Source organism: Streptomyces sp. NPDC059256 (assembly GCF_042753785.1).
Taxonomy (GTDB): domain Bacteria; phylum Actinomycetota; class Actinomycetes; order Streptomycetales; family Streptomycetaceae; genus Streptomyces.
On sequence record NZ_JBHYZO010000026.1, the window covers coordinates 58,959 to 82,814 of the forward strand.

Annotated in this window: 21 protein-coding genes and 2 pseudogenes; 13 read left to right on the forward strand and 10 right to left on the reverse strand. The window is 65.9% G+C overall.

Features of this window, described 5'->3' with window-relative positions:
- Positions 1 to 48: 48 nt before the first annotated feature.
- From ACFXJL_RS31280 to ACFXJL_RS31335, 12 genes are all read left to right on the forward strand, one after another.
- On the forward strand, positions 49 to 924 hold the full coding sequence (locus ACFXJL_RS31280) for a fumarylacetoacetate hydrolase family protein (RefSeq protein ID WP_384697994.1): 876 nt from the start codon (positions 49 to 51) through the stop codon (positions 922 to 924).
- Between the two features lie 46 nt (positions 925 to 970).
- A complete protein-coding gene (locus ACFXJL_RS31285) occupies positions 971 to 2,044 on the forward strand; it encodes a cupin domain-containing protein (protein WP_358878577.1) in 1,074 nt (357 codons plus the stop codon).
- A gap of 31 nt (positions 2,045 to 2,075) precedes the next feature.
- Positions 2,076 to 2,561: a nuclear transport factor 2 family protein gene (locus tag ACFXJL_RS31290; RefSeq protein WP_384697998.1), complete on the forward strand. Its 486-nt coding sequence runs from the start codon at positions 2,076 to 2,078 to the stop codon at positions 2,559 to 2,561.
- Between the two features lie 8 nt (positions 2,562 to 2,569).
- The gene (locus ACFXJL_RS31295) at positions 2,570 to 2,929 is read left to right on the forward strand and encodes a YciI family protein (RefSeq protein WP_384698001.1); all 360 of its coding nucleotides are present in this window, start codon (positions 2,570 to 2,572) and stop codon (positions 2,927 to 2,929) included.
- A 50-nt stretch (positions 2,930 to 2,979) separates the two neighbouring features.
- Entirely contained in the window at positions 2,980 to 3,906 is a 927-nt protein-coding gene (locus tag ACFXJL_RS31300; protein WP_384639599.1) for an NAD(P)-dependent oxidoreductase, read from the forward strand.
- Positions 3,907 to 4,017: 111 nt separating this feature from the next.
- Entirely contained in the window at positions 4,018 to 4,971 is a 954-nt protein-coding gene (locus ACFXJL_RS31305) for a VOC family protein (protein WP_384698004.1), read from the forward strand.
- Between the two features lie 228 nt (positions 4,972 to 5,199).
- The gene (locus ACFXJL_RS31310; protein ID WP_358878572.1) at positions 5,200 to 6,036 is read left to right on the forward strand and encodes a fumarylacetoacetate hydrolase family protein; all 837 of its coding nucleotides are present in this window, start codon (positions 5,200 to 5,202) and stop codon (positions 6,034 to 6,036) included.
- Positions 6,037 to 6,883: 847 nt separating this feature from the next.
- Entirely contained in the window at positions 6,884 to 7,210 is a 327-nt protein-coding gene (locus ACFXJL_RS31315; protein ID WP_384639590.1) for a PadR family transcriptional regulator, read from the forward strand.
- Entirely contained in the window at positions 7,207 to 7,563 is a 357-nt protein-coding gene (locus ACFXJL_RS31320) for a DUF1048 domain-containing protein (RefSeq protein ID WP_384698009.1), read from the forward strand. Before ACFXJL_RS31315 ends, ACFXJL_RS31320 begins: the two co-directional genes overlap by 4 nt.
- A 1-nt stretch (position 7,564) precedes the next feature.
- Positions 7,565 to 7,891, forward strand: a complete 327-nt coding sequence (locus tag ACFXJL_RS31325) for a DUF1048 domain-containing protein (protein WP_358878569.1) — start codon at positions 7,565 to 7,567, stop codon at positions 7,889 to 7,891.
- 336 nt (positions 7,892 to 8,227) lie between these two features.
- Positions 8,228 to 9,223 (forward strand): ATP-binding cassette domain-containing protein, encoded by a 996-nt coding sequence (locus ACFXJL_RS31330; protein ID WP_384698052.1) that lies wholly within the window; start codon positions 8,228 to 8,230, stop codon positions 9,221 to 9,223.
- Complete coding sequence (locus ACFXJL_RS31335) at positions 9,220 to 10,011, forward strand: ABC transporter permease (protein WP_384698013.1); 792 nt, start codon at positions 9,220 to 9,222, stop codon at positions 10,009 to 10,011. The genes ACFXJL_RS31330 and ACFXJL_RS31335 overlap by 4 nt, the downstream gene beginning before the upstream one ends.
- A 553-nt stretch (positions 10,012 to 10,564) precedes the next feature.
- On the opposite strand, the gene ACFXJL_RS31340 is transcribed toward ACFXJL_RS31335, so the two are convergent.
- Positions 10,565 to 11,605 (reverse strand): vWA domain-containing protein, encoded by a 1,041-nt coding sequence (locus ACFXJL_RS31340; RefSeq protein ID WP_358878566.1) that lies wholly within the window; start codon positions 11,603 to 11,605, stop codon positions 10,565 to 10,567.
- A 964-nt stretch (positions 11,606 to 12,569) separates the two neighbouring features.
- Here ACFXJL_RS31340 and rph point away from each other — a divergent pair.
- Positions 12,570 to 15,164: a rifamycin-inactivating phosphotransferase gene (gene rph, locus ACFXJL_RS31345; RefSeq protein WP_384698017.1), complete on the forward strand. Its 2,595-nt coding sequence runs from the start codon at positions 12,570 to 12,572 to the stop codon at positions 15,162 to 15,164.
- Positions 15,165 to 15,432: 268 nt separating this feature from the next.
- Here rph and ACFXJL_RS31350 read toward each other — a convergent pair whose 3' ends face one another.
- From ACFXJL_RS31350 to ACFXJL_RS31390, 9 genes and pseudogenes are all read right to left on the reverse strand, one after another.
- Positions 15,433 to 15,906 carry an NUDIX hydrolase gene (locus ACFXJL_RS31350; protein WP_384698020.1) on the reverse strand — a complete coding sequence of 158 codons (474 nt, stop codon included), beginning with the start codon at positions 15,904 to 15,906 and terminating at the stop codon, positions 15,433 to 15,435.
- A gap of 196 nt (positions 15,907 to 16,102) precedes the next feature.
- Positions 16,103 to 16,330: pseudogene (locus ACFXJL_RS31355) on the reverse strand (RNA-binding protein); the annotation flags it as partial.
- 4 nt (positions 16,331 to 16,334) lie between these two features.
- Positions 16,335 to 17,161 (reverse strand): annotated as a pseudogene (locus ACFXJL_RS31360) (amidase family protein).
- A 373-nt stretch (positions 17,162 to 17,534) separates the two neighbouring features.
- The gene (locus tag ACFXJL_RS31365; RefSeq protein ID WP_358878563.1) at positions 17,535 to 17,741 is read right to left on the reverse strand and encodes a hypothetical protein; all 207 of its coding nucleotides are present in this window, start codon (positions 17,739 to 17,741) and stop codon (positions 17,535 to 17,537) included.
- Positions 17,738 to 18,001, reverse strand: coding sequence for a hypothetical protein (locus tag ACFXJL_RS31370; RefSeq protein WP_358878562.1), 264 nt, complete (start codon positions 17,999 to 18,001; stop codon positions 17,738 to 17,740). Before ACFXJL_RS31370 ends, ACFXJL_RS31365 begins: the two co-directional genes overlap by 4 nt.
- Positions 18,002 to 18,772: 771 nt before the next feature.
- Complete coding sequence (locus ACFXJL_RS31375) at positions 18,773 to 21,523, reverse strand: hypothetical protein (RefSeq protein ID WP_384698024.1); 2,751 nt, start codon at positions 21,521 to 21,523, stop codon at positions 18,773 to 18,775.
- An 82-nt stretch (positions 21,524 to 21,605) separates the two neighbouring features.
- Positions 21,606 to 21,914: a hypothetical protein gene (locus tag ACFXJL_RS31380; protein WP_384698027.1), complete on the reverse strand. Its 309-nt coding sequence runs from the start codon at positions 21,912 to 21,914 to the stop codon at positions 21,606 to 21,608.
- A 381-nt stretch (positions 21,915 to 22,295) separates the two neighbouring features.
- Positions 22,296 to 22,880, reverse strand: a complete 585-nt coding sequence (locus ACFXJL_RS31385; protein WP_384698030.1) for a MarR family winged helix-turn-helix transcriptional regulator — start codon at positions 22,878 to 22,880, stop codon at positions 22,296 to 22,298.
- A 475-nt stretch (positions 22,881 to 23,355) separates the two neighbouring features.
- A complete protein-coding gene (locus ACFXJL_RS31390) occupies positions 23,356 to 23,826 on the reverse strand; it encodes a Haze protective factor 1 (protein WP_384698033.1) in 471 nt (156 codons plus the stop codon).
- Between the last annotated feature and the right edge of the window lie 30 nt (positions 23,827 to 23,856).

Consider the following 23,856-nt stretch of genomic DNA (forward strand, 5'->3'; position numbering starts at 1 on the left):
GCAGGAGCCGGTGACCCGCCTCTTAACCGCGAAGGATCGACCCACTCCATGCGCATCGCACTCTTCGACCAATACCGCATCGGCATCGTCGACGGCGCCTCAGTGCGCGATGTCACCGATGTCGTCGACAGCCGATGGCACGGTACTCCCTATGTGATCAACCAGCTGATCGAGCACTTCGACAAGCTCAAGGAACCGCTGCGCACGGCGTTGGCCACTGCTCCGGAGCGCTCGCTCGCCGAAGTGACCCTGCTGCCGCCGATCCCACGTCCGGGACAGGTGCTCGCAGCCCCGGCCAACTACCATGCGCACGTCGCCGAGATGACCGACTCGCAGTATCGACCGACCAACCAACAGGCCCTGCGGTCGCCCAGTGACGTGGGCTTCTTCGTCAAGAGCTCCGCATCGATCTCGGGGCCGGCCGACGCGATCGAACTGCCCCCGATGCCCGGCCGCGCTTTCCACCACGAGGTGGAACTGGGGATCGTCATCGGCAAACCCGCCCGGGGCGTGCCCGCCGAGCAGGTGACCGACCACATCTTCGGCTACCTCGTCCTGCTGGACCTGACCCTGCGCACCGAGGGCGAGCGGCAGGAAGAACGGACGATGCGCAAATCGTTCGAGACCTTCACACCGATCGGCCCGTTCATCGTCACCGCCGACGAGGTGCCCGACCCCAGCAACGTCGGCCTGAGGCTGTGGGTCAACGACGAACTGCGTCAGCAGGCCAACACCCGTGACCTGATCGTCGGTATCGACGACCTGATCGCGCAGGCGAGCAGCGTTGTGACGCTGTGGCCCGGCGACATCTACGCGACCGGGACGCCGGAGGGAGTCGGCCCGATCGAGGTGGGCGATGTCGTACGTGCCGAGATCGACGGGCTGGGCGAACTGAGCCTTCCCGTCGTGAAGCGCAATTGGTGAACCCCCTCAGCGCAGGTGCCGGACGGCGAAGTCAGAAGGAGACGACATGATTGAGACCAGCACGGACAGTACGACGTCCGGGATCGACGTGGAGCAGTACTACGCGGGACTCGACTCGTTCAGCGTCGAGCCGCTGTGGCGCAACACCGACCCACGACTGCTGCCGACCGAGCCGAAGAGCCGTGCGCTGCCGCACGTCTGGCGGTACGACGACGTCCGCGCCCAGCTGATGACCGCGGGCCAGCTGATCAGCGCCGAGGAGGCGGAGCGACGTGTCCTGATGCTGATCAACCCGGGGTTGGCCAAGAAGGTGGAGACCGCGAACAACCTCTACGCGGGCATCCAGTTGGTGCTGCCGGGCGAGATCGCACCGATGCACAAGCATGCCGCTGCCGCCTTCCGGTTCGTCATCGAAGGCTCGGGCGCGTACACCGCAGTGGACGGCGAGCGCGCGCACATGCACCCCGGCGACATCGTGCTCACCCCGTCTTGGGCCTGGCACGACCACGGCAACTTCACCGACGAGCCGGTGGTGTGGATGGACGGGCTCGACCTTCCGCTGATCAACAAGCTCGAAGCGAACTTCTTCGTCGACGGCCCGGACCGCGTCCAGGAGGAGTTGCGCTCCGCGGACTCGACCGAACGTCTCTATGCCAACAGCCGGCTCAACCCGGCCTGGCAGTCGTGGGACAAGCCGTACTCGCCCGTCATCAACTACCCCTGGAGTCAGACGGAGCAGCTACTCAAAGCCGCCCTCGACGACTGGAGCGGCTCGCCCACCGACGGTGTCATCTTCGAGTTCACCAACCCCAACAGCGGCGGTCCCATCATGCCAACCATGGGCGCCTACATCCAGGCACTGCCGGCCAGGATGCACACCGAGGCGCATCAGCACACCAGCAGTGCGATCTACCACGTGGTACGCGGCCGAGGGCAGACGATCGTGGACGGCGAGGTGCTGGACTGGTCCGAACACGACACCTTCACAGTGCCCGGATGGTCGGTGCACGAGCACATCAACACCGAGAACGAGCCGGCGATCCTCTTCTCACACACCGACATCCCGGTACTCAAAGCCCTCGGGTTCTATCAGGAGCGGACATGCCAGCGGCAGGCGTGACCGTCACCCAAGACCACCCGGGGAGACCCCTATGAAGAGTTCCACAGCACAGAACGACTATGCGCGGGACCGCGCAGCGATCGAGGACACCGTCGCGGCTTTCGTCCTGGCACTGGACGCCCGTGACATCAAACGCGCAGTGGGCTGCCTGGCCGAACGGGTCACCTGGAACTACGAGTCCGTGACCGGTCGCCCCGCCGCTGTACTCGGTCCCGAAGAGCTCGAAGCCCGTTGGAACGCCACCATCGTGCACACCGATGCCTCACAGCACTTCCTGTCACTGCCCCACGTCAATACCGAAGGCGAGCACGCGACCTGCATCGTGCACGCCCGGGTCGAGATGCGACTAGCGAACCCCGGTGGCAGCTCCTACACGGCGACCAACGGGACGTACACCTTCGGCCTGGTCCGCGCCGAGTCCGGTTGGCTGCTCGACTCGGTGACGATGGTGCTCCTGTGGAACGACGGCAACCCGCGCATCATGGAGTTGGCAGCCGAAAAGGGCCAGCAGCGATGACCGCGGCGATGCCGAACCCCACTGCGGGCTCGCTGAACAAGCAGTTCTTCGTGATCTTCTCCGACTCCGGAGCCCGACCGGAAGAACTCGTCACTCACATCCCTGCCCACCTGGCCTACCTCACCGGCCTGGAAAAGCAGGGCGTGCTCCTGATGTCGGGGCCGTTCCTCGATGCGACGGGCAACCCCGGGCCCAACGGCATGCTGATCGTGCGGGCCACGAGCACCGACGACGCCGCCGCCCTCGCCGCGGCCGACCCCTTCCACAGCAGCGGCGCCCGGTCGTTCCGGATCGAGGAGTGGCAGGTGCACCAAGGCCGCATCGAAATCGCCGTCGACTTCTCGGACCGCAGCTACCACCTGCGCTGATCGCAACCCCAACCCTCGCGCGAACGGCGCACCTAGCAAGGAGACACCTGGTGACGACCCAAGGCTCCGACCTCACCGTCGGTCTTATCGCCCCCGGCAAGATCGGCCTGCCGTTCGCGGCGAACCTCATCGCCGACGGCTACTCCGTGTGGGGCTATCGACGCAGTTCGATGGCGGACTTCGAGGCCATCGGCGGCAAGGCGGCCACTTCCGCGAAGGAGGTCGCGGAACGCGCCGACATCATCTTCACGTGCGTGACCTCGGCGGACGCACTCGACGATGTGATCAGCGGTGAACACGGGCTGCTCGCCGCGGGTCGGTCCGACCTGCTCGTGGTCGACATCGGAGCGATGGCGCTCAGCCGCAAGGAAGCCGCTCGCGACGTCCTAGCGGCTGCGGGCATCACCATGCTCGACGCTCCGGTCAGCGGCACCCCGCCAATGGTGGCAGAGCGCAAGGGAACAGTGTTCGCCAGCGGTGAGGCGAGCGCACTCGAACGGGTTCGTCCGGCGCTCGAAGCCCTGGGCAGGGTCATCGCCACCGGCGAGTTCGGCTCGGGCTCCAAGATGAAGTTCGTCGCCAACACACTGACGTTCGTCCACATCACGGCCGCCGCCGAGGCGATCGCCCTGGCAAAGGCCGTGGGCCTGGACACACAGTTGGTCATCGACACGATCAAGCCGTCCGCCGCGGCGTCGACGATGTTCAACGTACGCGCGCCGATGATGGCCGAGGGTCAGACCCGTCCCGTGAAGGGAACGGTTTCCGGTGCGGTCGAGGTGGCCGAGGCCATCATGGCCACCGCGGCCGAGGTCGGCGCGGCGATGCCGCTCCTGGGCACCGTGCACAGGATCTGTGAAGCCGCCTGCGCACAGGGCTACGGCGAGGAGGACATCGCCGTCCTCGTCGCGGTACTGGAATCCGAGTCGGCCGATGCCATCGCCGGGGGTCTCGCGCCGATGGGCAGTACCCGCTGAGCCGACCGTACCGATCCCATCGAGCACAACGAGCACAACGAGCACCCACAGCACTCCCCAACATCCGCAGACAACTCAGGGACCGAACCCAACACCGATTGGAGCCGCACGATGTCTGTCGACACCGAAGCCGAACCGATGCAGATCCCGCGACCGGTCGAACCCATCATCAAGCCCAAGGGTCTGGGCATCTACCGCACCGGCCATGTCGTGCTGTTCAGCCCCGACCCGGCGGCCTCGGCCGAGTACGCGGTCAGTCACCTGGGCTTCCAGCACGCAGGGCACGACGACGAAGGCCGCTACTACCTGGCGGGCCACGGTCCGGACGCCTACTCGCTCGTCTACACACCGGGTGTGAGCGGCCTGGAGACCATCTCCTACATCGTCACCGACGACGCGGTGTTCGAGGAGGCCGCCTCCATGCTCGCCGAGGCCGGCGTCGACTTCACACGCAACGACGAGGTCTCGCAGTTCCGCCCGGGACCGACCTTGAGCTTCCGGACCCCTGCCGGCCACCCGATCGAGCTCAGGACCGGCTTCGTACCGGACGTGCCGGTGGCCGCTTCGACCCGGCGGCCGTCCGTGGCACCGGCGCCGATCGCCTCCGACCACGTGGTGCTGCGCACGGTCGACATGGACGGCGAGATCGAGTACGTGAGGACGAACCTGGGTCTGATGGAGAGCTCGCAGATCCAACTGCCCGACGCCTCACCGCTGATGGCCTTCTTCCGTGGCAGCAAGCTCTACCACTGCATGGCGCTGGCGCGCGCCGAGGTGAACGGGCTGCACCATGTGCAGTTCACGGTCAAGGACGCCGCCGCAGTGTTGGAGGCGTCCGAGGTGATGACGAAGAACGACGTCGAGATCCTTTGGGGTCCGGTGCGCCACGGTCCCGGTCACAACGTGGCGATCTACTTCCGCGACCACGTCGGTCACATTCTGGAGTTCTCGTCGGAGGAGATGACGATCCTCGATGATGAGAACTACTCACCGACGCACTGGTCGGTGACCGATCCCCGCTCTGCTGACGAGTGGGGCACCTTCCCTCCGGAGAGCTTCAAGTAGCCCCCGGTACCGGTTCGGTACGCCAGCCCCGCCAGCCCAGCGGCGGGGCTGCCACCGCGTACGACATGCAGAGCTGCCCCTTACCACGGTGCCTTTCCCTCGATACCAGCTTGGAGAGACTTGATGCGTCTCGTTACCTATTCGGACCCGTCCGGACGTTCTGCCCCTGGTGCCGATGTTCCGGGCCTGGGTGTGGTCGACCTGTCACGCGTGCTGGATGCACACGGCGTGGAGGTTCCCACCACCGTCGCCGATGCCTTCCGACGTGGACCGGAGTACCTGGACACCGTACGAGGGGTATTGGCAAAGGTCACCGGAGACGTACAGCGGATCGAGGACCCGAGATGGTTGGTTCCGCAGCCCGTCACCCTGCTCGCGCCATTGGGTGAACGCGTCCAGATCGTGGCCGCCGGCGTCAACTACCGTTCCCACGTACTGGAGATGGGCGGAGACGCGCCGAGGAAGGCCGCATGGTTCGTCAAGTCGCCGCACTCGGTGGTTGGTCCCGGCGCATCGATCCGCATTCCCGCCGGGGCCCCGGACATGGTCGATTTCGAGGGCGAGTTCTGTGTGGTCTTCGGCCGCAGCTGTCACGCGGTCACAGCAGCCGACGCACTGGACTACATCGGCGGCTACACCATCATCAACGATGTGTCCGCCCGCGATGAGGTCCCCCGAATCGCCAGTGCCACCACCCCGGAGGACGGGCGTTGGGCATGGACGGACATGCTCCTCGGCAAGCAGTACCCGACCTTCTGCCCGATGGGGCCGGCTGTGGTCACCGCGGATGAGATCACCGACCCCGAGAACTTGGCGATCAAGACCACGCTGAACGGCCGGCTCATGCAGGACGGACACACCTCGGACCTGCTGACCGGTATCGCCGAACTCATCGAGCAGTTGTCCCAGTACTTCGCCTTCGAACCCGGCGATGTACTGAGTACGGGCACACCGGCCGGAGTCGGCATGGGCCACAAGCCCCCGGTGTTCATGCACGCCGGTGACGAGATCCGCGTCAGCGTCGAGGGGATCGGCGAGCTGGTGAACCACGTGGTCGGTCCCTGAACGAGGGGGCTCAAGTCCGTCCCGTTCAAAGAACTGGAGACACTCGATACATATCGCGGCGACGTTGCCACACGGCCCGCACCCAAGGGCTGTCCCGTCATCCACGGGGCCAGCCGACTGGGGCCGTGTGGCAACGGTGTGCCCGGAGGCCAGTTGTGGCCCAATAGCCAGGGCTTTTGTGCCGCTCCACCGAGCCACCGCCCCGGTGCCCGGTTGCGGGTCAGCGCGCAGACCCTCGTACGAGACCCATCACCTCCGGAACAACTGCGCCCAGCGCGGCCACAGCATCGTGGTTGAGGTCATCGCTCCTCCCCGGTCCGGATGCTGCCGCTGACAGTGCCGTGCGACAGTTCGCCTTCGACAAGGAACTGCACCGGGGTCCGTTGTGCAGAGCATCTGCCCCGAGGACTGATCCGGGCTGGCGCCTGTGTCTTGCACCGGCAGCGCCACTCCCCCAGACCGCCCGTCCCCGCACGAGAAACTCATCGGTACGGAGATTTCCGCTGCCCATCCGCAAGCGGAGTGCATGTCAGCGGGCGTGGCCGTCGGTGTTCGGACGCACGGCATCCCCCTCCTCCGATTACGTCGCTGCAACGGCCAGCGCCGCCGCCTACCCGTGGGCATGAGCTTCGGCCAGTGGGTGTGCGGCTCGCTGACCACCGGCTGGCGTCGCTCACACCGCCTTGGGTCGGAGGAGACTTCCCCGTCCAGTTCAGCGTGTTGCGGTGGGGAATGCCCGAACCTCCAGAAGGCAAGGCTGCCCTGCTGGCATCGGCCAGTACTCGGTGGTACCGTATAGTGGTACTCGGCACTACACAGTACCGCTAGGGCCGAAAGGAGGACTCCGATGGACGACCTGACAGAGATGCTGAAAGGCACCCTCGAAGGGTGCGTGCTCGAAATCATCGGCAGCGAGGAAACCTACGGATACGCCATCACTCGTCGACTGAACGAGCTCGGCTTCGCCGACGTCGTCGAGGGAACGGTGTACACCATCTTGCTGCGACTGGAGCGGAACAAACTCGTCCAGGTGACGAAACGACCGTCTGGCGTCGGCCCACCGCGCAAGTTCTACGCGCTCAACGACGCCGGACGCGAGGAGCTCGCGAAGTTCTGGGCGAAATGGCAGTACGTCTCAACGCGCATCGACAGGCTCAAGGAGGGCGAGCGATGAACTTCTGGGAGACCATCACCGGCAGCGATCTCACCAGGGATTGGAAGGCGTTCGAAGCCCGGGCCCAGGCCCTGCCGGACGACTACCGGGCGGCATGGGATCAGATCAAGGTCCACCTCCTTCCCCACGGGGACTTCACCGGCCGCAACTTGATGCCGATCCTGGACGCCGCGCTGGGGTTGCTCGAAGAAACAGCGGCGGAGGGGCAGAGCGTCAACGACGTCCTGGGCGACGACATCCCGGGCTTCTGCGTTGCGCTGGCGGGTGGGGAAGGGGCTCGAACCTATCGCGACCGATGGGGCGAGCAGTTGAACAGGAACGTCGCGAGGAAACTGAACCGGCTGGGAGGCTGACGTGGGCATCCAGGACATCATCGAGGGCAAGAAGCAGTGGCGAGCGCACATGGCTCGGGTGAAGGCGCTCCCGCCGGACTATCAAATCGTCTACAAGGAGATACAGAAGTACCTGTTCAAGGTCGGACCGGTCGACCTGCCTGACGGACCGCTGCTCCCCGGGATCGTCGAGTTCTTCGAGGAGGGTGTCGCCGCCGGCAAGGGGGTCCTGGAACTCATCGGCAGCGACGTCGCCGCGTTCTGCGATGAGCTGGTCAAGGACTCACGCACCTATGCGGACGTCTATCAGGAGTCCATCAGCAGCAATCCCGGTACGGCCGACAAGTAGCACCTGCGGCCCCATACCAGCGGGCGCAGTGGCCCGCACCCACTCTTTGATCGCACACACGCTTCGATCGCCTCGGCGCAGCGCGAACAGGCGCGAGCCGACCTGCCAGCGGTAGCCGCCGCAGGTCCTGTCCACCGAGGCGGTCGAGCAGGCTGCTGATATCTGACCCAGTCGTGCCCCCACTCCCGACGAGCAGGTCTCCGGCGGCGGGCCGCTCGACACCACACTCCCTGGGCAGGACGCCTGCCCCGTCGTCCGGAACGTCTCTCCGCCGGGTTCCGAAATCTCCCCCGTATCTCCAGCCTCCGAAAGGAAGCCCTCATGCCTGCATCTGTCATGCCCACGCCTAAACAAGGTCACGATCATTCGCCGCTGGCCGCCATCCCCGCCGTCTCCGCCGTCGGGCTACGCAAGTCATACGGCGAAAAGCTCGTCCTCGACGGTATCGATCTGCGCATCCCGGCCGGGTCTGTGTTCGCGCTGCTCGGCCCGAACGGCGCCGGCAAGACCACCGCCGTCAAAATCCTGTCCACGCTCATCACCTCCGACGCCGGCGACCTCCACGTCGCCGGGTACAACCTGGCCGCCGACCCCCAGGCGGTCCGTTCAGCAATCGGTGTCACCGGACAGTTCTCCGCCGTGGACGGCTTGATCACCGGCGAAGAGAACATGCTCCTCATGGCGGACCTGCACCACCTGTCCAAGAGCGAGGGGCGGCGGATCGCTGCCGAGCTCCTGGAGCGCTTCGACCTGGTAGACGCTGCGAAGAAGCCCGCTTCGACGTACTCCGGCGGCATGAAGCGCCGCCTGGACCTCGCGATGACACTGGTCGGCAGCCCGCGGATCATCTTCCTCGACGAGCCGACGACAGGGCTCGACCCACGATCCCGCCACAACATGTGGGGCATCATCCGTGGCCTCGTCTCCGACGGTGTCACCGTCTTCCTCACCACTCAGTACCTGGACGAGGCCGATGAACTCGCGGATCGCATCGCCGTGTTGAACGACGGCAGGATCGCCGCCGAGGGCTCTGCCGAGGAGCTCAAGCGGCTCGTTCCCGGCGGGCACATCTGCCTCCGCTTCACCGATCCGGTCGCCTACCAGTCAGCCGCTGGCGCCCTGCTCGAGGTCACCCGGGACGAAGAAGCACTGTCACTGTCCATCCCCAGCGACGGCAGTCAACGCGAACTGCGCTCCATTCTCGACCGGCTGGACTCGGCCGGCATCGAGGCGGACGAACTGACCGTCCACACACCCGACCTCGACGATGTGTTCTTCGCTCTGACCGGCCCGCCCAACGTCCAGAACCAGTCCAAGGAGACCGTTCGATGAGCTCGCTCTCTCTCGCCATCCGCGACTCGCACACAATGCTGCGCCGCAACCTCCTGCACGCCTGGCGCTACCCGTCCGGGACCCTGAACCTACTGCTCACGCCGATCATGATGCTGCTGCTCTTCGTCTACATCTTCGGCGATGTGATGAGCGCCGGCATCGGTGGCACCACCGCGAACCGCTCCGACTACATCGCCTACATCGTTCCTGGCTTGCTGCTGCTGACCGTCGGCAGCACCGTGATCGGGGCCGCGGTGTCCGTCTGCACGGACATGACCCAGGGGCTCACCGCCCGCTTCCGCACCATGGCGATCTACCGGGGCTCTCTGCTCGTCGGGCATGTCATCGGCGGGGTGCTGCAGTGCCTGATGAGCGTGGTCCTCGTCGGCGCCGTCGGTGTGGCGATGGGCTTTCGTTCCACGGAGGACACGGCACTGGAGTGGATCGCGGCACTTGGGCTGATCACCCTGTTCGCTCTGGCACTCACCTGGATCGCAGTGGGAATGGGGGCGGCCAGTCCGAACCCCGAGGCGGCAGGCAATATGGCCATGCCGCTGATCCTCCTACCGCTCATCTCCAGCGCATTCATCCCGGCCGGTACGATGCCGGGCTGGTTCCAGCCGATTGCCGAGTATCAGCCCTTCACCCCTGCCATCGAGACCCTCCGTGGCCTCCTCCTCGGCACCGAGATCGGCAACAACGGCTGGCTCGCGATCGCCTGGTGCGTCGGCCTGATCGCGCTCGGATACCGCTGGTCGACGGCGCAGTTCAACCGTGGCCCGAAGTAGCGGAGCGGAACGCCCTGAACACCGCTACGGCTGCCGATCGGATACTCAGTACCGAAATGCCCGTCGGCCAGCGCCCTCCGTAGCCGGTCCAGCTCGACAACAGCCGTGCACCCTCCACCAAGGATCAAGGGTCGTCCCTGTCCGCCACGGGACACCGGAATCGCAACGCCGTCGTGGTGAACCGTGAAGTGCTGTATCGGCCGAGCGCCTCTTTCGGTCCGCTCCTTGTCACCGGTCGACCCGTCGGCGAACGTCTCATGGCGAGATCCCTGGTCGGCTCTGGGGAAGAGTGCGTGGGCGTCGTATGTCTTGCGCAGTCCGGCGCCCTCGATCTCACTGGTCCTCGCAGTCATGTCCACCATGCTGAAGAGTTCCCCCTGCGTCAGGGTCAACCCCTACAACGATGCGATTTCCGCACGTCCGTAGCCTCCGGCAGCTACCCACAGCGGTCGCGGCCAGGGTGACACATGGGCACGCCGGGACCTGTTGGGACCGGTCGCCACCGGCACGACCGCTGCGAGTCCGCCACGAGGGCGACTGCGGCAAGAAGTGGTCAGAGCATGAGCAGTAGCTGTGTGTTGGGAACGAGTTTCCGGTTCACACTGGTGCTCTGGACGAAAACGGTGAAGTCGTCGTTGTGGTCCGGCTTGACGCGTATTTCCACGTCCGGCAGTCCGAGCAGAGCTCGGGCTGCGGGCCCCGTGTACACACGGTCCGTCTTCTTCTCCATCACTGCGATCTGCTTCCGTGCCTGAATCTTCTCCGGCTTGCTCAGCTGATAGAAGGCGCGGCCAGTTCCGTAGGTGTGTCCGGACTCCGTGACCCAGTCCCGGATGGCGGCGGCACGGGTCACCGGAATCAGCTCATACTTCGACGGATTCGCCGGGGTGAGACCAGCCGCCTTGATCGTGTCCTGGTTGACGGCCTGCGCACCCGTGGAGAACACCGCCCGCGACCCGCGGATGCCCTTGGTGCGACCCACCATGAACTTCTCGGTGGCCTCTTGGATGACCTGCCCGGCCTCTTCGAGGCCCTGAGTGCTCGTGGCATCCCAGATGGCGATGTTCTCCTTGGGGAATCCACAGTTCATGGCCTCGCGCTTGCCCATCTGGTCCGGCACAAGGACGGCCAGCGTCCAGTTGTCGTCCTGCGTCTCGATCATCTTGGCGACAGCGGCCGTCAGGTCAAGCGGATTACTGAAGGGGGCATCGGGACAGCGATGACTCACGTTCTCCTGCCCATCGGTCAGGACGAACGTCAGGAAGCTGTGGTCACCGTACAGTTGAGCAGTCTGCGCCAGTTCCCTCTGCGACTTCAGTGCAGCCGCGAGCAGAGCAGTCATGCCACCGGCCCGGTAGAGCTGCTTCAGCGACGGCATCCGCAGCACGTCCTTGTCGTAGATGACGCACTCCACGTTGTCCGCGAAGACGTACACCGTGACGCGGGTCTCCTGGTCCAACTCCCTTGACCGGCGGGCAAGATACTCGATCTGCTGGTCGGCGACCTCGACGACCTTGCGGCTCAAGTGCGACATGGACGAACTGGCATCCAACACGAGGGCAACGTGATTGATGTAGTTCTGGATTCCGGACAAGATAACTCCCCCTCTTTCCGACTGATGCTCCTACCGTCTCACCCACCACTGACAATCGATCCGGCCCGGATGGACCCAGCGGGGGCAGCGGCCAGGAACGGCACGGGCCCCGGGGACGCGGGCCCGCCCGGCCACTTGGCGGAGTCCAACTCACGGAGGCACGGCTTCACAAAACGGCGATCATCCGCCTCAACGCCGAAGCCACTCCAGCAGTTCGTCGTGACGACCTCAATCGGCGCCTAGATCAGCTCATCGTCGGGATCCGGAGCCAGTCGGTCGATGTGCACTCAGCCGTCCGCGACTTCATGCCGTGCAGCGGGTCTACCTGGCCGCGTATCAGCATGGTGTCCCGTGCGCGGTCGGGGAGGTGCGACCGCATCGGGAAGACCCAATCCCCGGCGGGGTACGCGGCTCCTGCCCACCATCATCCACCCGAGTCGCACCGGTGGAGCCATCGGCGGTCGCCAGTACGGTCCTGTGAGCCACAGCAGCACACCGTCGGCGTCCGACGGTGCTCACCCGTACTCGGTGCACCACCGCTTCCCGAGCGAGGAGTTGTCAGTTCCAGCGGACGGCAAAGGGCAAGGAGATCTCTCCTTGCCCTTCTCAAGGTATAGCGCACTGGGGGGCTTGCGGCAAGGCCCCCGTCATGGCTCAGAATCATCAGCCAAGGCCACGACCTGCGGAAATGAAGGAACGATATGCGGGTGCTGCTGTCGACGTACGAGGGGGATGCGGTGACGTCGGACCGGCGGTGGGACCGGCAGCGCGGTCGAGGGCCCTCGGCGCAGTGATGTAGCGAGGCACTCCGCCCGGCTGGGCGGAGCGGGCCGGCCGAGCCGTTGGATGGAAGGCAACCAGGGATGCGAACGTGCCCGACAAGAGGTTCGACTGAGCTGGAGGTGCCGGTGAACCGATCGGCAAATGTAGTGCAACGGGACACGACTGTTTCGGAGGTATCGCAATGATCGAGCAGTACGTGTTGGATCTCCAGGAGGTCGACGAGACACAGGTGGCGGTCGTTGGCGGCAAGGGGGCGCACCTGGGCGGGCTGTCTCGGATCGAAGGCATCCGCGTGCCGGAGGGCTTTTGTGTGACGACCGATGCGTTCCGGCGGATCATGGCGGAGGTGCCGTGGATCGACGATCAACTCGATCAGCTGTCACACCTGAACCCGGATGACCGGGAGGCGATCCGCACGCTCAGCGCGCAGATTCGCCAGGCCGTCGAAGGGATCGCCATCCCAGGCGAACTCACGGCGGCGATCACCCCCGCGCTCGCCCGGCTCGGCGAGCAGTCCGGCTACGCCGTCCGATCCAGCGCAACGGCAGAGGACCTGCCGACGGCCTCCTTCGCCGGCCAGCAGGACACATACCTGAACATCGTGGGGCCGACGGCGGTCCTCCAGCACATCAGCCGGTGCTGGGCCTCCCTGTTCACCGAGCGGGCCGTGGCCTACCGCCAGCAGAACGGCATCGACCACCGTACGGTCCGTATGGCTGTGGTCGTGCAGCGGATGGTCTTCCCTCAGGCGGCCGGCATCCTGTTCACGGCGGACCCCCTCACGGGCAACCGGAAGGTCGCCACGGTGGACGCCGGCTTCGGCCTCGGCGAGGCCCTCGTCTCCGGCTTGGTGAACCCGGACGTGTTCAAGGTGCGCGACGACCAGGTCGTCGCCAAGACGCTCGCCGCCAAACAGCGTGCCGTTCAGGCCCGGCCGGCCGGTGGTACGCAGGAAGTGGCGATCGACCCACGGCGACAGGAACAGCCAGCGCTGACGGATGGGCAGGTCGTGCGGCTCGTACAGCTCGGGCGGCGGATCGAAGCGCACTTCGGCAGCCCTCAGGACATCGAATGGTGTCTGCTCGACGATGACTTCCAGATGGTTCAGAGTCGGCCGATCACAACACTGTTCCCCATCCCCGAAACCGGCGACCGGGAGAATCACGTCTACGTCTCCGTTGGTCACGGGCAGATGATGACCGACCCCATGAAGCCCCTGGGACTGTCGATGTGGCCGCTGACGGCCATGGTGCCGATGCACCCGGCCGGTGGGAGGCTGTTCGTCGACGTCACCCGGCACCTGGCATCGCCCACGAGCCGCGCCGGGTATTTGGACGCCTTGGGGAAGGACGATGTGCTGATCAGGGACGCGCTGGAGACCGTCCTGGATCGCGACGGATTCGTCCCGTCGCTTCCGGACTCAGGGCCGGGCAGTCCGCCTGCCGGCGTGCCCGTCACGATCGAGACCGATCCAGCCATCGTCACCGAGCTGATCGAGCGCAGCCAGGCGTCCATCGCCGCCCTGGAGCGCGATATTCGGACCAAGAGCGGACCGGCACTGTTCGACTTCCTGCTGGGCGCCTTCGAGGAGCACAAGCGGGTCCTCGGTGATCCGCTGAACTTTCAGGCGATCATGGCGGGGATGGAGGCGACGTGGTGGCTCAACGACAGAATCCAGGAGTGGCTTGGCGAGAAGAACGCAGCTGACACACTGACCCTCTCCGCCCCTGACAACATCACGTCGGAGATGGGGCTGGCGCTACTCGACATTGCGGACGTGATTCGCCCGCATCCGGAGGTGGTGGCGTTGTTGCAAGCGGTCGAGGGCGAGGGCTTCCTGGACGAGCTTGCGAAACTCCCGGGCGGGCCTGAGGCGCGCGACGCCATTGAGAACTACCTCGATAGGTACGGCATGCGCTGCGTCGGCGAGATCGACATCACGAGGCCGCGTTGGCGCGAGCGCCCTTCCACGCTCGTGCCCGTCATCCTGGACCATGTCAGGAACTTCGAGCCGGGTGCCGCTGAGCGGCGCTTCGAGCACGGGCGGCATGAGGCGCTGAAGAAGGAACAGGACGTGCTGTCACGCTTGCGGGCCCTTCCGGACGGGGACCGGAAGGCGGATGAGGCCAAGCGAATGATCGACCGGGTCCAAACCTTCATCGGGTACCGGGAGTACCCGAAGTACGGCATCGTCAGCCGCTACTTCATCTACAAGAAGGCATTGCTGGAGGAGGCCGAACGCCTTGTACAGGCTGACGTGCTTTCTGAGAAGGAGGACGTTTTCTACCTCACGTTCCAGGAGTTCCACGACGTCGTTCGCTCGCACCAGGTGGATGAGCGGCTCATTCAGCAACGCAAGGACGCGTTCCGGTCGTACCACGCGCTCACTCCGCCACGCGTGCTCACGTCGGATGGCGAGGCCGTCGCCGGGGCGTACCGGCGTGACGATGTGCCGGCCGGTGCCCTCATCGGCGTACCGGTCTCCGTCGGAACCGTCGAGGGCAGGGCCCGCGTCATCCTTGACTTGGCGGAGGCCCATCTTGAGGCGGGCGACATCCTGGTCACGGCCTGCACCGACCCCGGCTGGACTCCGCTGTTCATCGGAATCGCGGGCCTGGTGACGGAGGTGGGTGGCGTGATGACCCACGGCGCAGTGATCGCCCGGGAGTACGGCCTGCCGGCCGTCGTGGGCGTGGAGCAGGCCACTCGGCTGATCCGTGATGGACAGCGGATCCGTGTGCACGGAACCGATGGGTACGTCGAGATCCTGCCCTGACCGAGCACACCGAGAAGGCCCACCCGCCGTAGCGCCCGGCAGAGACAACGCCCACCAGTTCAGCGAACTGACCGAACAAAGTGAGATCCATGCCCAGCCATCGACGCCTTGACGACCGAACTCGCCGAGCTCCGGCGAGACAGACCCTCCTCCCAGCGCATGTCCGTCGATTCCAGACCGAAGTCCCAACACCACCGTGGCCCTGACTCTTCTGGCTCCGCCGGAACGGAGGACGGCCGAGCGGGCCGGGTAGCTGCTGGTGGTGGCCTCAGTGCTGGATCAGACCGCCGACTGGGACAGCAGGGACGTGTCCCGTTGCCGGAAGGCCCTGCGCCAAAGAGAGGCCGATATCGACAAGCGATGACCGACGCAGCTGGGCGACTTCGGGGATCGGAGTCCAGACCGACTCGGCGATTTCGCCGTTCGGCTCAGGCCGAAGTTGGCCGCTGACGACTCTCGCCCGGTAGAAGATGCCGACATTGTGGTGCTCAGGTCCACCAGGTATGGCACGTTCGGCCGCAGGGATCACCCTTGAGTCCACCCCCAGCAGAGACTGGACCACCGCATTGCAGCCGGTCTCCTCAGCAACCTCTCGGATCACGGCATCGAACGGATCCTCTCCATGCTCGACCCTGCCTCCCGGAAGGGTCCAGGTGGATGCACCCTTGGTCGACACATGACGGGCGAGAAGCAACTGCCCGTCCTCGATGCACACGGCATACGCCGCCAGCCGGAAACTCATCCCATACCTCCCAACAGACCCTATCCCACCTTCCACAACCCGAGGGCGCTCCTCGACTGGACAGGAAGTCGAACAACGCCCGGCCCGCGCTGGTCAACGTCCTCATCGACCCTGGAGGGTTCACAACGCCCACAACAGAGACGATCCGTACGGTGTGCTCGTCGCCCTCGCTCACGACCGGGCCGGGGTGGTCGACTGGTTCGTCACAGAGCTCGGTGTTGTGCACCAGGCCATCAACGCCGTCTGCGATGCGGACGAAGGCTCCGATCGGGACCAGCTTGGTACCAAGGCCGGTGGTGCCAAGGCCGGTCCCATCGGCGGAGGACAGAAGCGGGTGCTCCTGGAGAGCTTTCAGTGACAGTTGGGCCTGTCCATGCTGGGTGTTGTCCCCGTCGATGGTCTCGTCCACGACCCACCGGCCCACTGCCCTACTTCGGTGGCTGGAAGCCGCCGATCTTCTGTTCCAGGAGTTCGGCGAGCCGTAGCGGGGTGCGGTCCTCGAACATCGGACCGATGAGTTGCACTCCCACCGGCAGGCCCTCGGGAGACCGGCCAGCAGGTACGGCGGTGGCGGGCAGGCCGGGCATAGTGGCCAGCCCAGCCCAGACGAGCTGGTCGAAGTACGGGTACCCGACACCGTCGATGTCGATCCGGCGTACCAACACATGGGGGTTGTGGTCGTGCGGGAACGCGGGAGTTGGTGTGATCGGACAGACCACGGCATCGAACTCGGCGAACAACTGCCGCCAGCCGTGGCGGTGGTGTTCGCGACGGTTGTTCGCCTCGATCCAATCGCGATGGCTGAGCACCATGCCACGCAACCTCGTCGCGTCGAGACTCTGGTCGTCTGCGCTCAGTGCGGCGGCGCGTGCCCGCAGTTGCTCATGCGCCTCGACGGGAAATCGGGCGACGGAACCCGAGAACAGCAACTGCGTGTAGAGCGTGGCGGCTTCGGTGAGATCGGGCAGCAATGGACTGTGCCGTTCAACGCGGGCGCCGCCGTCGATCAGTGCCTCGGCCACCCGGTTCACACCCGCCCGTACAGCGGCCCCGGTCGGAATGGTCGGATGCTTGCCCGGTCTGCATCGCGTGCGGCGGCTCGTGCACGGTCGAAGTCCGGTACACAGATCGCGTTGATCACATTGTCGTTGCGCTCGATACGGGCAATCGCCTCGTCGGTCAGTTCCACCGAGGTCACTTCACCGGCACGCAGGCCAGCCGTGAGTTCTTCTGCGCTCTGAAGGTTCCACTCCATAAATTCGACCGTACTGACCTCTGGCAGAGGACATAAAATGCTGATTCACACAACGGAGTAGTAGTCGGCTCACGTCATCATGTTGTCTCCGACCCAGAACTCTGTTTGAGCCAGGCGCGGGGACAATCCTCCGCAGATGCGGGACCACACTTCCCAACCTGCACGTTCACCCGCGTTGGAGCCGGTCTTGGGGTCCGAGCCCCGCCCGCCATGGCACGCGCGTGCCGGATGGAGTGTCGCGGCCTGTGCCACAACGGTGCAGGTCGTACGCGGTGGTCGACTGGGAGACCACACGACACTTGCCGGGTGCTTGGATCGGCACCCGGCAAGCGTGCCGCCGGTTTCTCGCCCGCGGCTGGTCGAACTCAGTCGGCTAGCCCGCCAGATGGGCGGCGACGGTCCGCAGCAACTCCTCGGCGTTGAGGGACTCGGTCACATCGGGGATGTCCACCTCATGGAGTGTCTGTCCGTCCCCAGCCGCGATGACCGCGTACTCGGGGGCTGTCCGGGCCTCGGACGCATACCCTTCCTGCACGGCGACAACATCGCCGTTCCCCTCGGTGATGACGGTGAGTTTCATACGAAGCCGCCCCCCTGAAGGTTGTGAGTACCCGCTTCACTGCCGATGTTGCGGATCGTCACCCCGTACTCGGTGTACCCGGCTCCGGTCCTCCGCTTGCTGTGGTTGAAGGCGATGTGGGTGGGGCCGTTGCCCGAAGGTTTGACGTCGGGCCAGGCCGGTTGCGCGCCCCGATCCTCACCATTCCCAAAGTTGTACCACCAGGTGGTCTGAGCACCGGCGGCCAGTGTGGTGACTGCCCCGAGGTTGTTGAATGCCATGACTTCTTCCTCTCGATATCGGAAGTCGAAGTGCTGAGCAACTCGAATTGGACACTCAATCCGAATCCAAGCCAAAACTCTTGCCGGGAAGTGCAATTCAAGTGGCGTAAGGCCATCATGGCGGCTCGGCATGAGACCGACCATCACCTGAAAGGAGGACACTTCCCGCGGAGAGACCCCGTCAGCGAAGAGCGCTGGGAATTCCCATCCAGGCAACTCCGGCAGAATGCGCTGCTGAGTCCCGGTGAGCCGATGCGCCGTGTTCACGTCCTCCTTCATCCACGCGCACGCCTGCCAGGCGCCGTGGATCACGCGCCCAGGCGCTAGCAGTCCTGACTCAGCATGGCCCCGGAATACCTCAAGCCACACGTCACGATCAGACGCATTCGAACGAGGAGTCACAGTGTCGGTCGGGAGGGCTGCCCCGGAACTCGCACACCTTCCATAAACACAGCGCCCACACACCGTCCATGAACACCACACGGGAAAGTGTATTCAGCAACAATCCTCAAGGACTGTCCCGGAAATACTCGGCGGGCGCGCGACGACAGCTACCGCACTCCCCCCTGTTGTCCGGCGACAAGGCGGTACCCTCACGCTGCGTTATCGAACCGCCCGAATACGCCCAGTATGAGGGAGACCCTCAGCGTTGCGGTGCTCCGCATCTCGCCGCGCGCTGATCCGCCAGGCACTACGGGACAGTCCTTGGCTACCCCACCAGGTCAGTGACCCCACCTCGGCAAGATCTCATGAGGTGGGACATCCCAGGTGTCAGCTCTGCCCCGGATCCCTGACCTTCCCTGTGACGGTCGGCCCCTCCGACCAACTGTCGTCCAGCTGGAGAACGCCCAACTGCATCCGCAGGGACTCCTCCGGCTCGTTCAGCGCGTCTGCGATCGTGGGCACGGACACTTCGAGGCTCGTCTCGCCCGGGAGAATGGGGGACCAGAGCTCGGCTCCCGACAGTGGCCGCTCCGGATCGGCAGATACACCGAGTTGGGCCAGCCACTGCGGATCGACGTCCTTCGTGGAGAGCTCCGGACCCCCGCCCGTCGACCGGAAGACGAACCGGGTCAGGAAGTAGGTGTCGGCTGGAGCGGAGAGCCGCACCTGCCAGGTGAGCTTCCCACCCTCGGCGACCGAGTCGACGACCGGATCCACACTGATCACGGGCATGGGGTCGTCGTTCTCGGCGAGGACGCCCCCGATGGCTCCGCCCACCACCGTGCCACGCACGGCCTTGGCCACGACCGGGTGGTGGACGTCGTCGTCGAAGGTGCGATTGCCCCGGACCGTGATCGGCACACTCACTGAACCACTAGCCTGCACTTTCACCGTGCGGACCGTGGACCAGTCGCTGTTCGGGTCGATGACGCCGAGTTTGATCACGCCGGTGCCCTTGCCGGTGGCCCGGACGTTCACCCGGTGGGTGCGGGTACCCGAGTCCCCTTCCTTGACCGTCTTCAGGTCGACGTCGACCCGCGGGAGCGACACGGGACGCACTGCCGGAGTGCCGGGGCGCCAGCCCCAGGCGTCCATCAGCCAAAGCTTGCCGGAGGTGCCACGCGGCGTGAGCTCCAATGACCGAATCTGCTTCAGGTCAAGGCCGGCAGCGGCGGCGGCCTTCAGTGGGACGCGGAGCTCACGCGCCCAGTACGAGGCCGTCCCGCCCGGGCCGGGAAGTCCGTCGACCTCCGCCTGGCCGAGCGTCACACGCTTGCCGGAGGTGTCGGTCACGGCGATGTCGAGCCGGGTGCCTGAGATGTCAGGCGGGACGATCACCCGCAGCGCGAGTGCGTCGGAGCCGGCCAGCGAGAATGCGCGCTTCGGCGTCAGCTTCACCGGGGTGCCGGGTTTGTCCCAGTCAGCCCTGACCGCATTGCGGCCCGGTTCGTCATCGGTGTACTCCCAGGGTGCGAAGTGCGGTGATCGACCAGGCTCGGAGCGCTGGATGCACGCCTGGTCCGCCCTCGGCGAGACCTGTTGGCACACACGCCCGTTGGTCACGGAGAGCGGGGTGTCGGGCAGGATCGCCGCGGTGCGGTTGCCGCCGACGGCATGGGTAAGCACCCGGGCGGGGCCTGCGGAGGCCGCACGGCGGCCGGATCCATCGAGGAGTGGGCGGACCCGATCGTCCCCCGCGAGGAACAGCCGTGCGGCGGCGGCGATGTAGGTGGTACCCGCCGTCTGCTGCTGCTTGGCGCTCAGCCGGGTCCCGGCCCCCGCCGAGCACACCGGGTCCTCGTCGCCCCAGACATCGTCGTGGGCGGGCGCCTCCGCCTGACCGGGCGTCCACTCGGTGTTGAAGTAGTTGTGGTTGGCGCCGACCATGTACACCGCGCTGTGCAGTGCGGTACCCCGGCCGATGCCCCGGGAGGCGTCGAGGTACATCTGCCCCTGCAGGTCGTTCATATCGCCGTCGCAGCCCGGCAGGACGGTCATGGAGGGCACATCCGGCGTGGGGTTCTGGCCGAAGATCGTGGGGCCGATCAGGACGGTGCCGCGGATCCGCCAGCTCACGGGAGCCCGGGCGCCGTCCTCGGCGCGCGGGGGCGGGTAGACACTGTCGAGGGCCGCCCTGTTCACACCCTCGCCGCCTCGGGAATGACCGACGAGGAGCACCTTCGAGAGGTCCACCCCATCCATCGCGCGGACGGCCCCAGGGGCCTTCGCGGGCTTCGCCCCCCACTCCGCCCAGCGCGCCAGATGCTGGCGCACCAGCGAGGACCGTGCCTGCGCCCCGGCATCGGCCTTCCAGCCGTCCTGTCCGTTGACGCCGTTCGCGGAGATGGAAACCGTCACATAGCCCTGGGACGCCAGGTGCTTCTGGTCATGCAGATAGCCGCGGTAGCTTGGGATCGCCTTCTGTCCCGTCGGGCACGGCCACCGGATGTTCGCCTCGTCCGTACCAGGCTCGTAGCACGTGGTGTGACGGCCGTGGAGAAAGAGTGCCAGGGGCCGCTTCCCCGGCGCATCCGTGGGACCGACGACCGTGGCCCGCATCTCCACAGGGTGCTGGTAGCCGGGCAGTCTGACCGACTTCAGGGCGTACTCGCCGCTGGTGGTGCGGTACTTGCCGGGGACACCGGGGTCGACGGGGTTGGTGGGCAACGGGACCGGGGGCGTCGCCGGGACGGGCGCACGCCGCTGGTCGGGCGCCGGGTGAGCGCCCGCGGCGTCCAACCGCCTTGAGCCGGCCACCACTTGGAGCTCGCTCACCGGTCCCACTCTCGCCCTGTCGATGCGGAGCCGGAAGGTGCGGTGGTCGGGTGTGGCCTCAGGAACGCCGAGCGTCCGCTCCCCGGAGCGGAACTCGACCAGGGCACCGCCCATGCCCACGGGCTCGGGCGAACTCCACAGCAGTTCCCCGTCCGCGATGCGCCACCCGTTCGGCAGCCGTTCCTCCGAGGCGCCCGGGGGCGCCCCGGGTATGGACTCGGCCGTCGGCAGCGCATGCGCAGCCCCCGCGGCCAGCGCCACAGCCGCCAGGGCGGCCGTGAGCGCGCGTGAGACCAGTCTCACGATGGTTCTCCTCGTCGTCGGTCAAGCCTCAGCTCACCGGGATCCCGTGTGAGCCCTCGCACGGCCAGAGGGTGACGTACCGTCATCGGTTGCCTCGCGTGGAGAAGATGGCCGGAGTCCGTGGGAAGCCCCAGCAGTCGACTCCCGCGGGACCCTCCTGTGAGATTGCTGCCGCTGGCAGGGCGAGCAGGGGGAAGCCAGGGGCGTGGGGATGCCAACCGCGATGGGCGCGGACCGGTACGAGTTGGGCGAGGCAACTGTCGAGGACGGCACTGGCGGTGTCCTCGCGATGGAGAGTCGGGTGGGGGTGGCAGCCGTTCCCGGACCGGTACGTCGGTGCGCCCAAGGCGTACCTCGTCAGGAGCGGGAGCAGCAGCCTCACGATGAGCACAACTCGACTGTTTGGCAGGGAACTTCACTATCACAACCAACTGTTGCGGAGCAGCACGGAAGGCTCACGGAAGGAGGTTCATAGCTCGCCGTTCAACCCCGCTGGTCAACCTCACCATTCAACCTTGCTGGTTAACCTCGCTATTCAACCTTGCTGGTTAACCTCGCTATTCAACCTCGGTGTGAAATGCGGTGGTTCTTCGACGCCCATCGGTACGGAACTCCGCCGTCGGGAAGTCGACCGAAGAACTTGGTGAGGTACCAGTTCATGCGACCCAACTTGGGGTGGCGAAGATCTACGCTTGGGGCACTCAGTCCAGCCTGACCGAACTGCACCAGCAGTAACCGGCAGACGGGCGGTTACGCCCGTCTGCCGGGGGGCTCAGGCGGTACTCATCCCCACGCCAGCGCCGCCCTCCAGATAGCGCTCGACACGTCGTTGGTTCTCCACCAGGCTCAGGCACAGGTGCCGGAGGGAGGCGATCTCGTCCGGTTCGACACCACGGAAGATCGACTCCATCGCACGCCGCACCGGCAGCCGGAAGTCGTCCAGCCAGGTACGCCCGTGTGGCGTGATCCGGACGCGTACAGCCCTCCGGTCCTGCGGATCCTGCACACGCGACGCCAGACCCTCTCCTTCCAAAGTATCCACCAATCCCGTCACATTGCGGGAGCTCACACCGCCGGCCTGGGCCAGCTCTCCGACCGTCATCCCCTGCGCCGGGGCCACGCCCAGACGCATCAGCACATCGAGAGCGCCCGTGCTGAGTCCGCGATTTCCCGCGCCCCGTGCACGGAGCCGGTCCACCGCTTGCAGGGCCGAACGGAGAGCCGCCACGGCTTCCAGGGCGAGTGTGTCGCCATCAAGGGCGAAGGCACTCATCGAGGCCCGCGCACCGGGGTTGTAGAGGAGGCCGTGTTCGTCACGCGCCAAGTCCTCACCGAAGGATTTATGTACGTCATTCATAATGAGGCACTACTCTAATCATTTGAGGAGGGCATGGCCAGTCAGAGGCAGCGAGCAAGAGTCGCAACACCCCCTGCCGGCACGGCTCCTGACCGACCGACGGGCGCCTGGGTACACGTGGCTCAGAAGTGGACGGGTTGCCGTGCCGCGTCGTGCAGATGTCCACCTCGGCCGCCACCGGTGCGCCTTTCCGCCGATGAAGTGCAGTTGGCCTCCGCATCGCCCTGATCGCCAGTGGTGGCTGACCCCGGCCCCTCGACCGTCAGACATCCACACCCGATGTGCCGCGAGGGCTGGCGCCGTACGAGTGACCGCGGGGCAGGTATGCGGTCGTCTCGCGGATCTTGAGTTCTCCCAGGTCGCGATGGACCGCGCCTGGCCGAGGCGACCTCCGAGACCGAGTGAGCCAAGGCCAACCCACCACACAACGAACGACAAGAGGGCTCCCCTGATCCAGGGGAGCCCCCTCCCCCAACTACTCGTCCGTGGGGGTGAAGCCAAAGTGGTACTTCTCCAGGCCCTCGATCGGAAAGACGACCCCCATCAACTCCCGAAACCGGGCGTCAGCCGTATCGCCCCCAGCGCACCAAACCCGCAAGGTGTACCGGCTGTCCGCCCGGAGCCGGAACTCAAGCGCTGGTCCGTCGATACTGCACAGGATCTGCTGACCGGTTCCCGTCGCCCAGGGCCACTCACCGAGCAGCTCAAACTCAGGACCCGGGTCGCATACGGTCGGGGAAACCTCAATCACCACCGACGCGTCGTGGGTCTGCGCATTGCTGACGATCAACGCAACGCCCTGGCCCACCCGCACGCGCGTCCCGTCCACCGGTAGTTCAGCCCAGAATGGACGCTCTTCCCCTGGCCGTCGCATCTCATCCAGTCCAAAGATTGACCGGTCGATGGCCACCGCGCCTGTCACCCGGACAGTTTCGTCAACGGTCATACGAGCAGCCTAGGCACACCGACGCGGCCA

Bases quoted from the DNA above. Each gene is read 5' to 3' on its own strand.
- ACFXJL_RS31280 (WP_384697994.1), top strand. From the start codon at position 49: ATGCGCATCGCACTCTTCGACCAATACCGCATCGGCATCGTCGACGGC.
- ACFXJL_RS31285 (WP_358878577.1), top strand. From the start codon at position 971: ATGATTGAGACCAGCACGGACAGTACGACGTCCGGGATCGACGTGGAG.
- ACFXJL_RS31290 (WP_384697998.1), top strand. From the start codon at position 2,076: ATGAAGAGTTCCACAGCACAGAACGACTATGCGCGGGACCGCGCAGCG.
- ACFXJL_RS31295 (WP_384698001.1), top strand. From the start codon at position 2,570: ATGCCGAACCCCACTGCGGGCTCGCTGAACAAGCAGTTCTTCGTGATC.
- ACFXJL_RS31305 (WP_384698004.1), top strand. From the start codon at position 4,018: ATGTCTGTCGACACCGAAGCCGAACCGATGCAGATCCCGCGACCGGTC.
- ACFXJL_RS31315 (WP_384639590.1), top strand. From the start codon at position 6,884: ATGGACGACCTGACAGAGATGCTGAAAGGCACCCTCGAAGGGTGCGTG.
- ACFXJL_RS31320 (WP_384698009.1), top strand. From the start codon at position 7,207: ATGAACTTCTGGGAGACCATCACCGGCAGCGATCTCACCAGGGATTGG.
- ACFXJL_RS31330 (WP_384698052.1), top strand. From the start codon at position 8,228: ATGCCCACGCCTAAACAAGGTCACGATCATTCGCCGCTGGCCGCCATC.
- ACFXJL_RS31335 (WP_384698013.1), top strand. From the start codon at position 9,220: ATGAGCTCGCTCTCTCTCGCCATCCGCGACTCGCACACAATGCTGCGC.
- rph (WP_384698017.1), top strand. From the start codon at position 12,570: ATGATCGAGCAGTACGTGTTGGATCTCCAGGAGGTCGACGAGACACAG.
- ACFXJL_RS31350 (WP_384698020.1), bottom strand. From the start codon at position 15,906: ATGAGTTTCCGGCTGGCGGCGTATGCCGTGTGCATCGAGGACGGGCAG.
- ACFXJL_RS31365 (WP_358878563.1), bottom strand. From the start codon at position 17,741: ATGAAACTCACCGTCATCACCGAGGGGAACGGCGATGTTGTCGCCGTG.
- ACFXJL_RS31370 (WP_358878562.1), bottom strand. From the start codon at position 18,001: ATGGCATTCAACAACCTCGGGGCAGTCACCACACTGGCCGCCGGTGCT.
- ACFXJL_RS31385 (WP_384698030.1), bottom strand. From the start codon at position 22,880: ATGAATGACGTACATAAATCCTTCGGTGAGGACTTGGCGCGTGACGAA.
- ACFXJL_RS31390 (WP_384698033.1), bottom strand. From the start codon at position 23,826: ATGACCGTTGACGAAACTGTCCGGGTGACAGGCGCGGTGGCCATCGAC.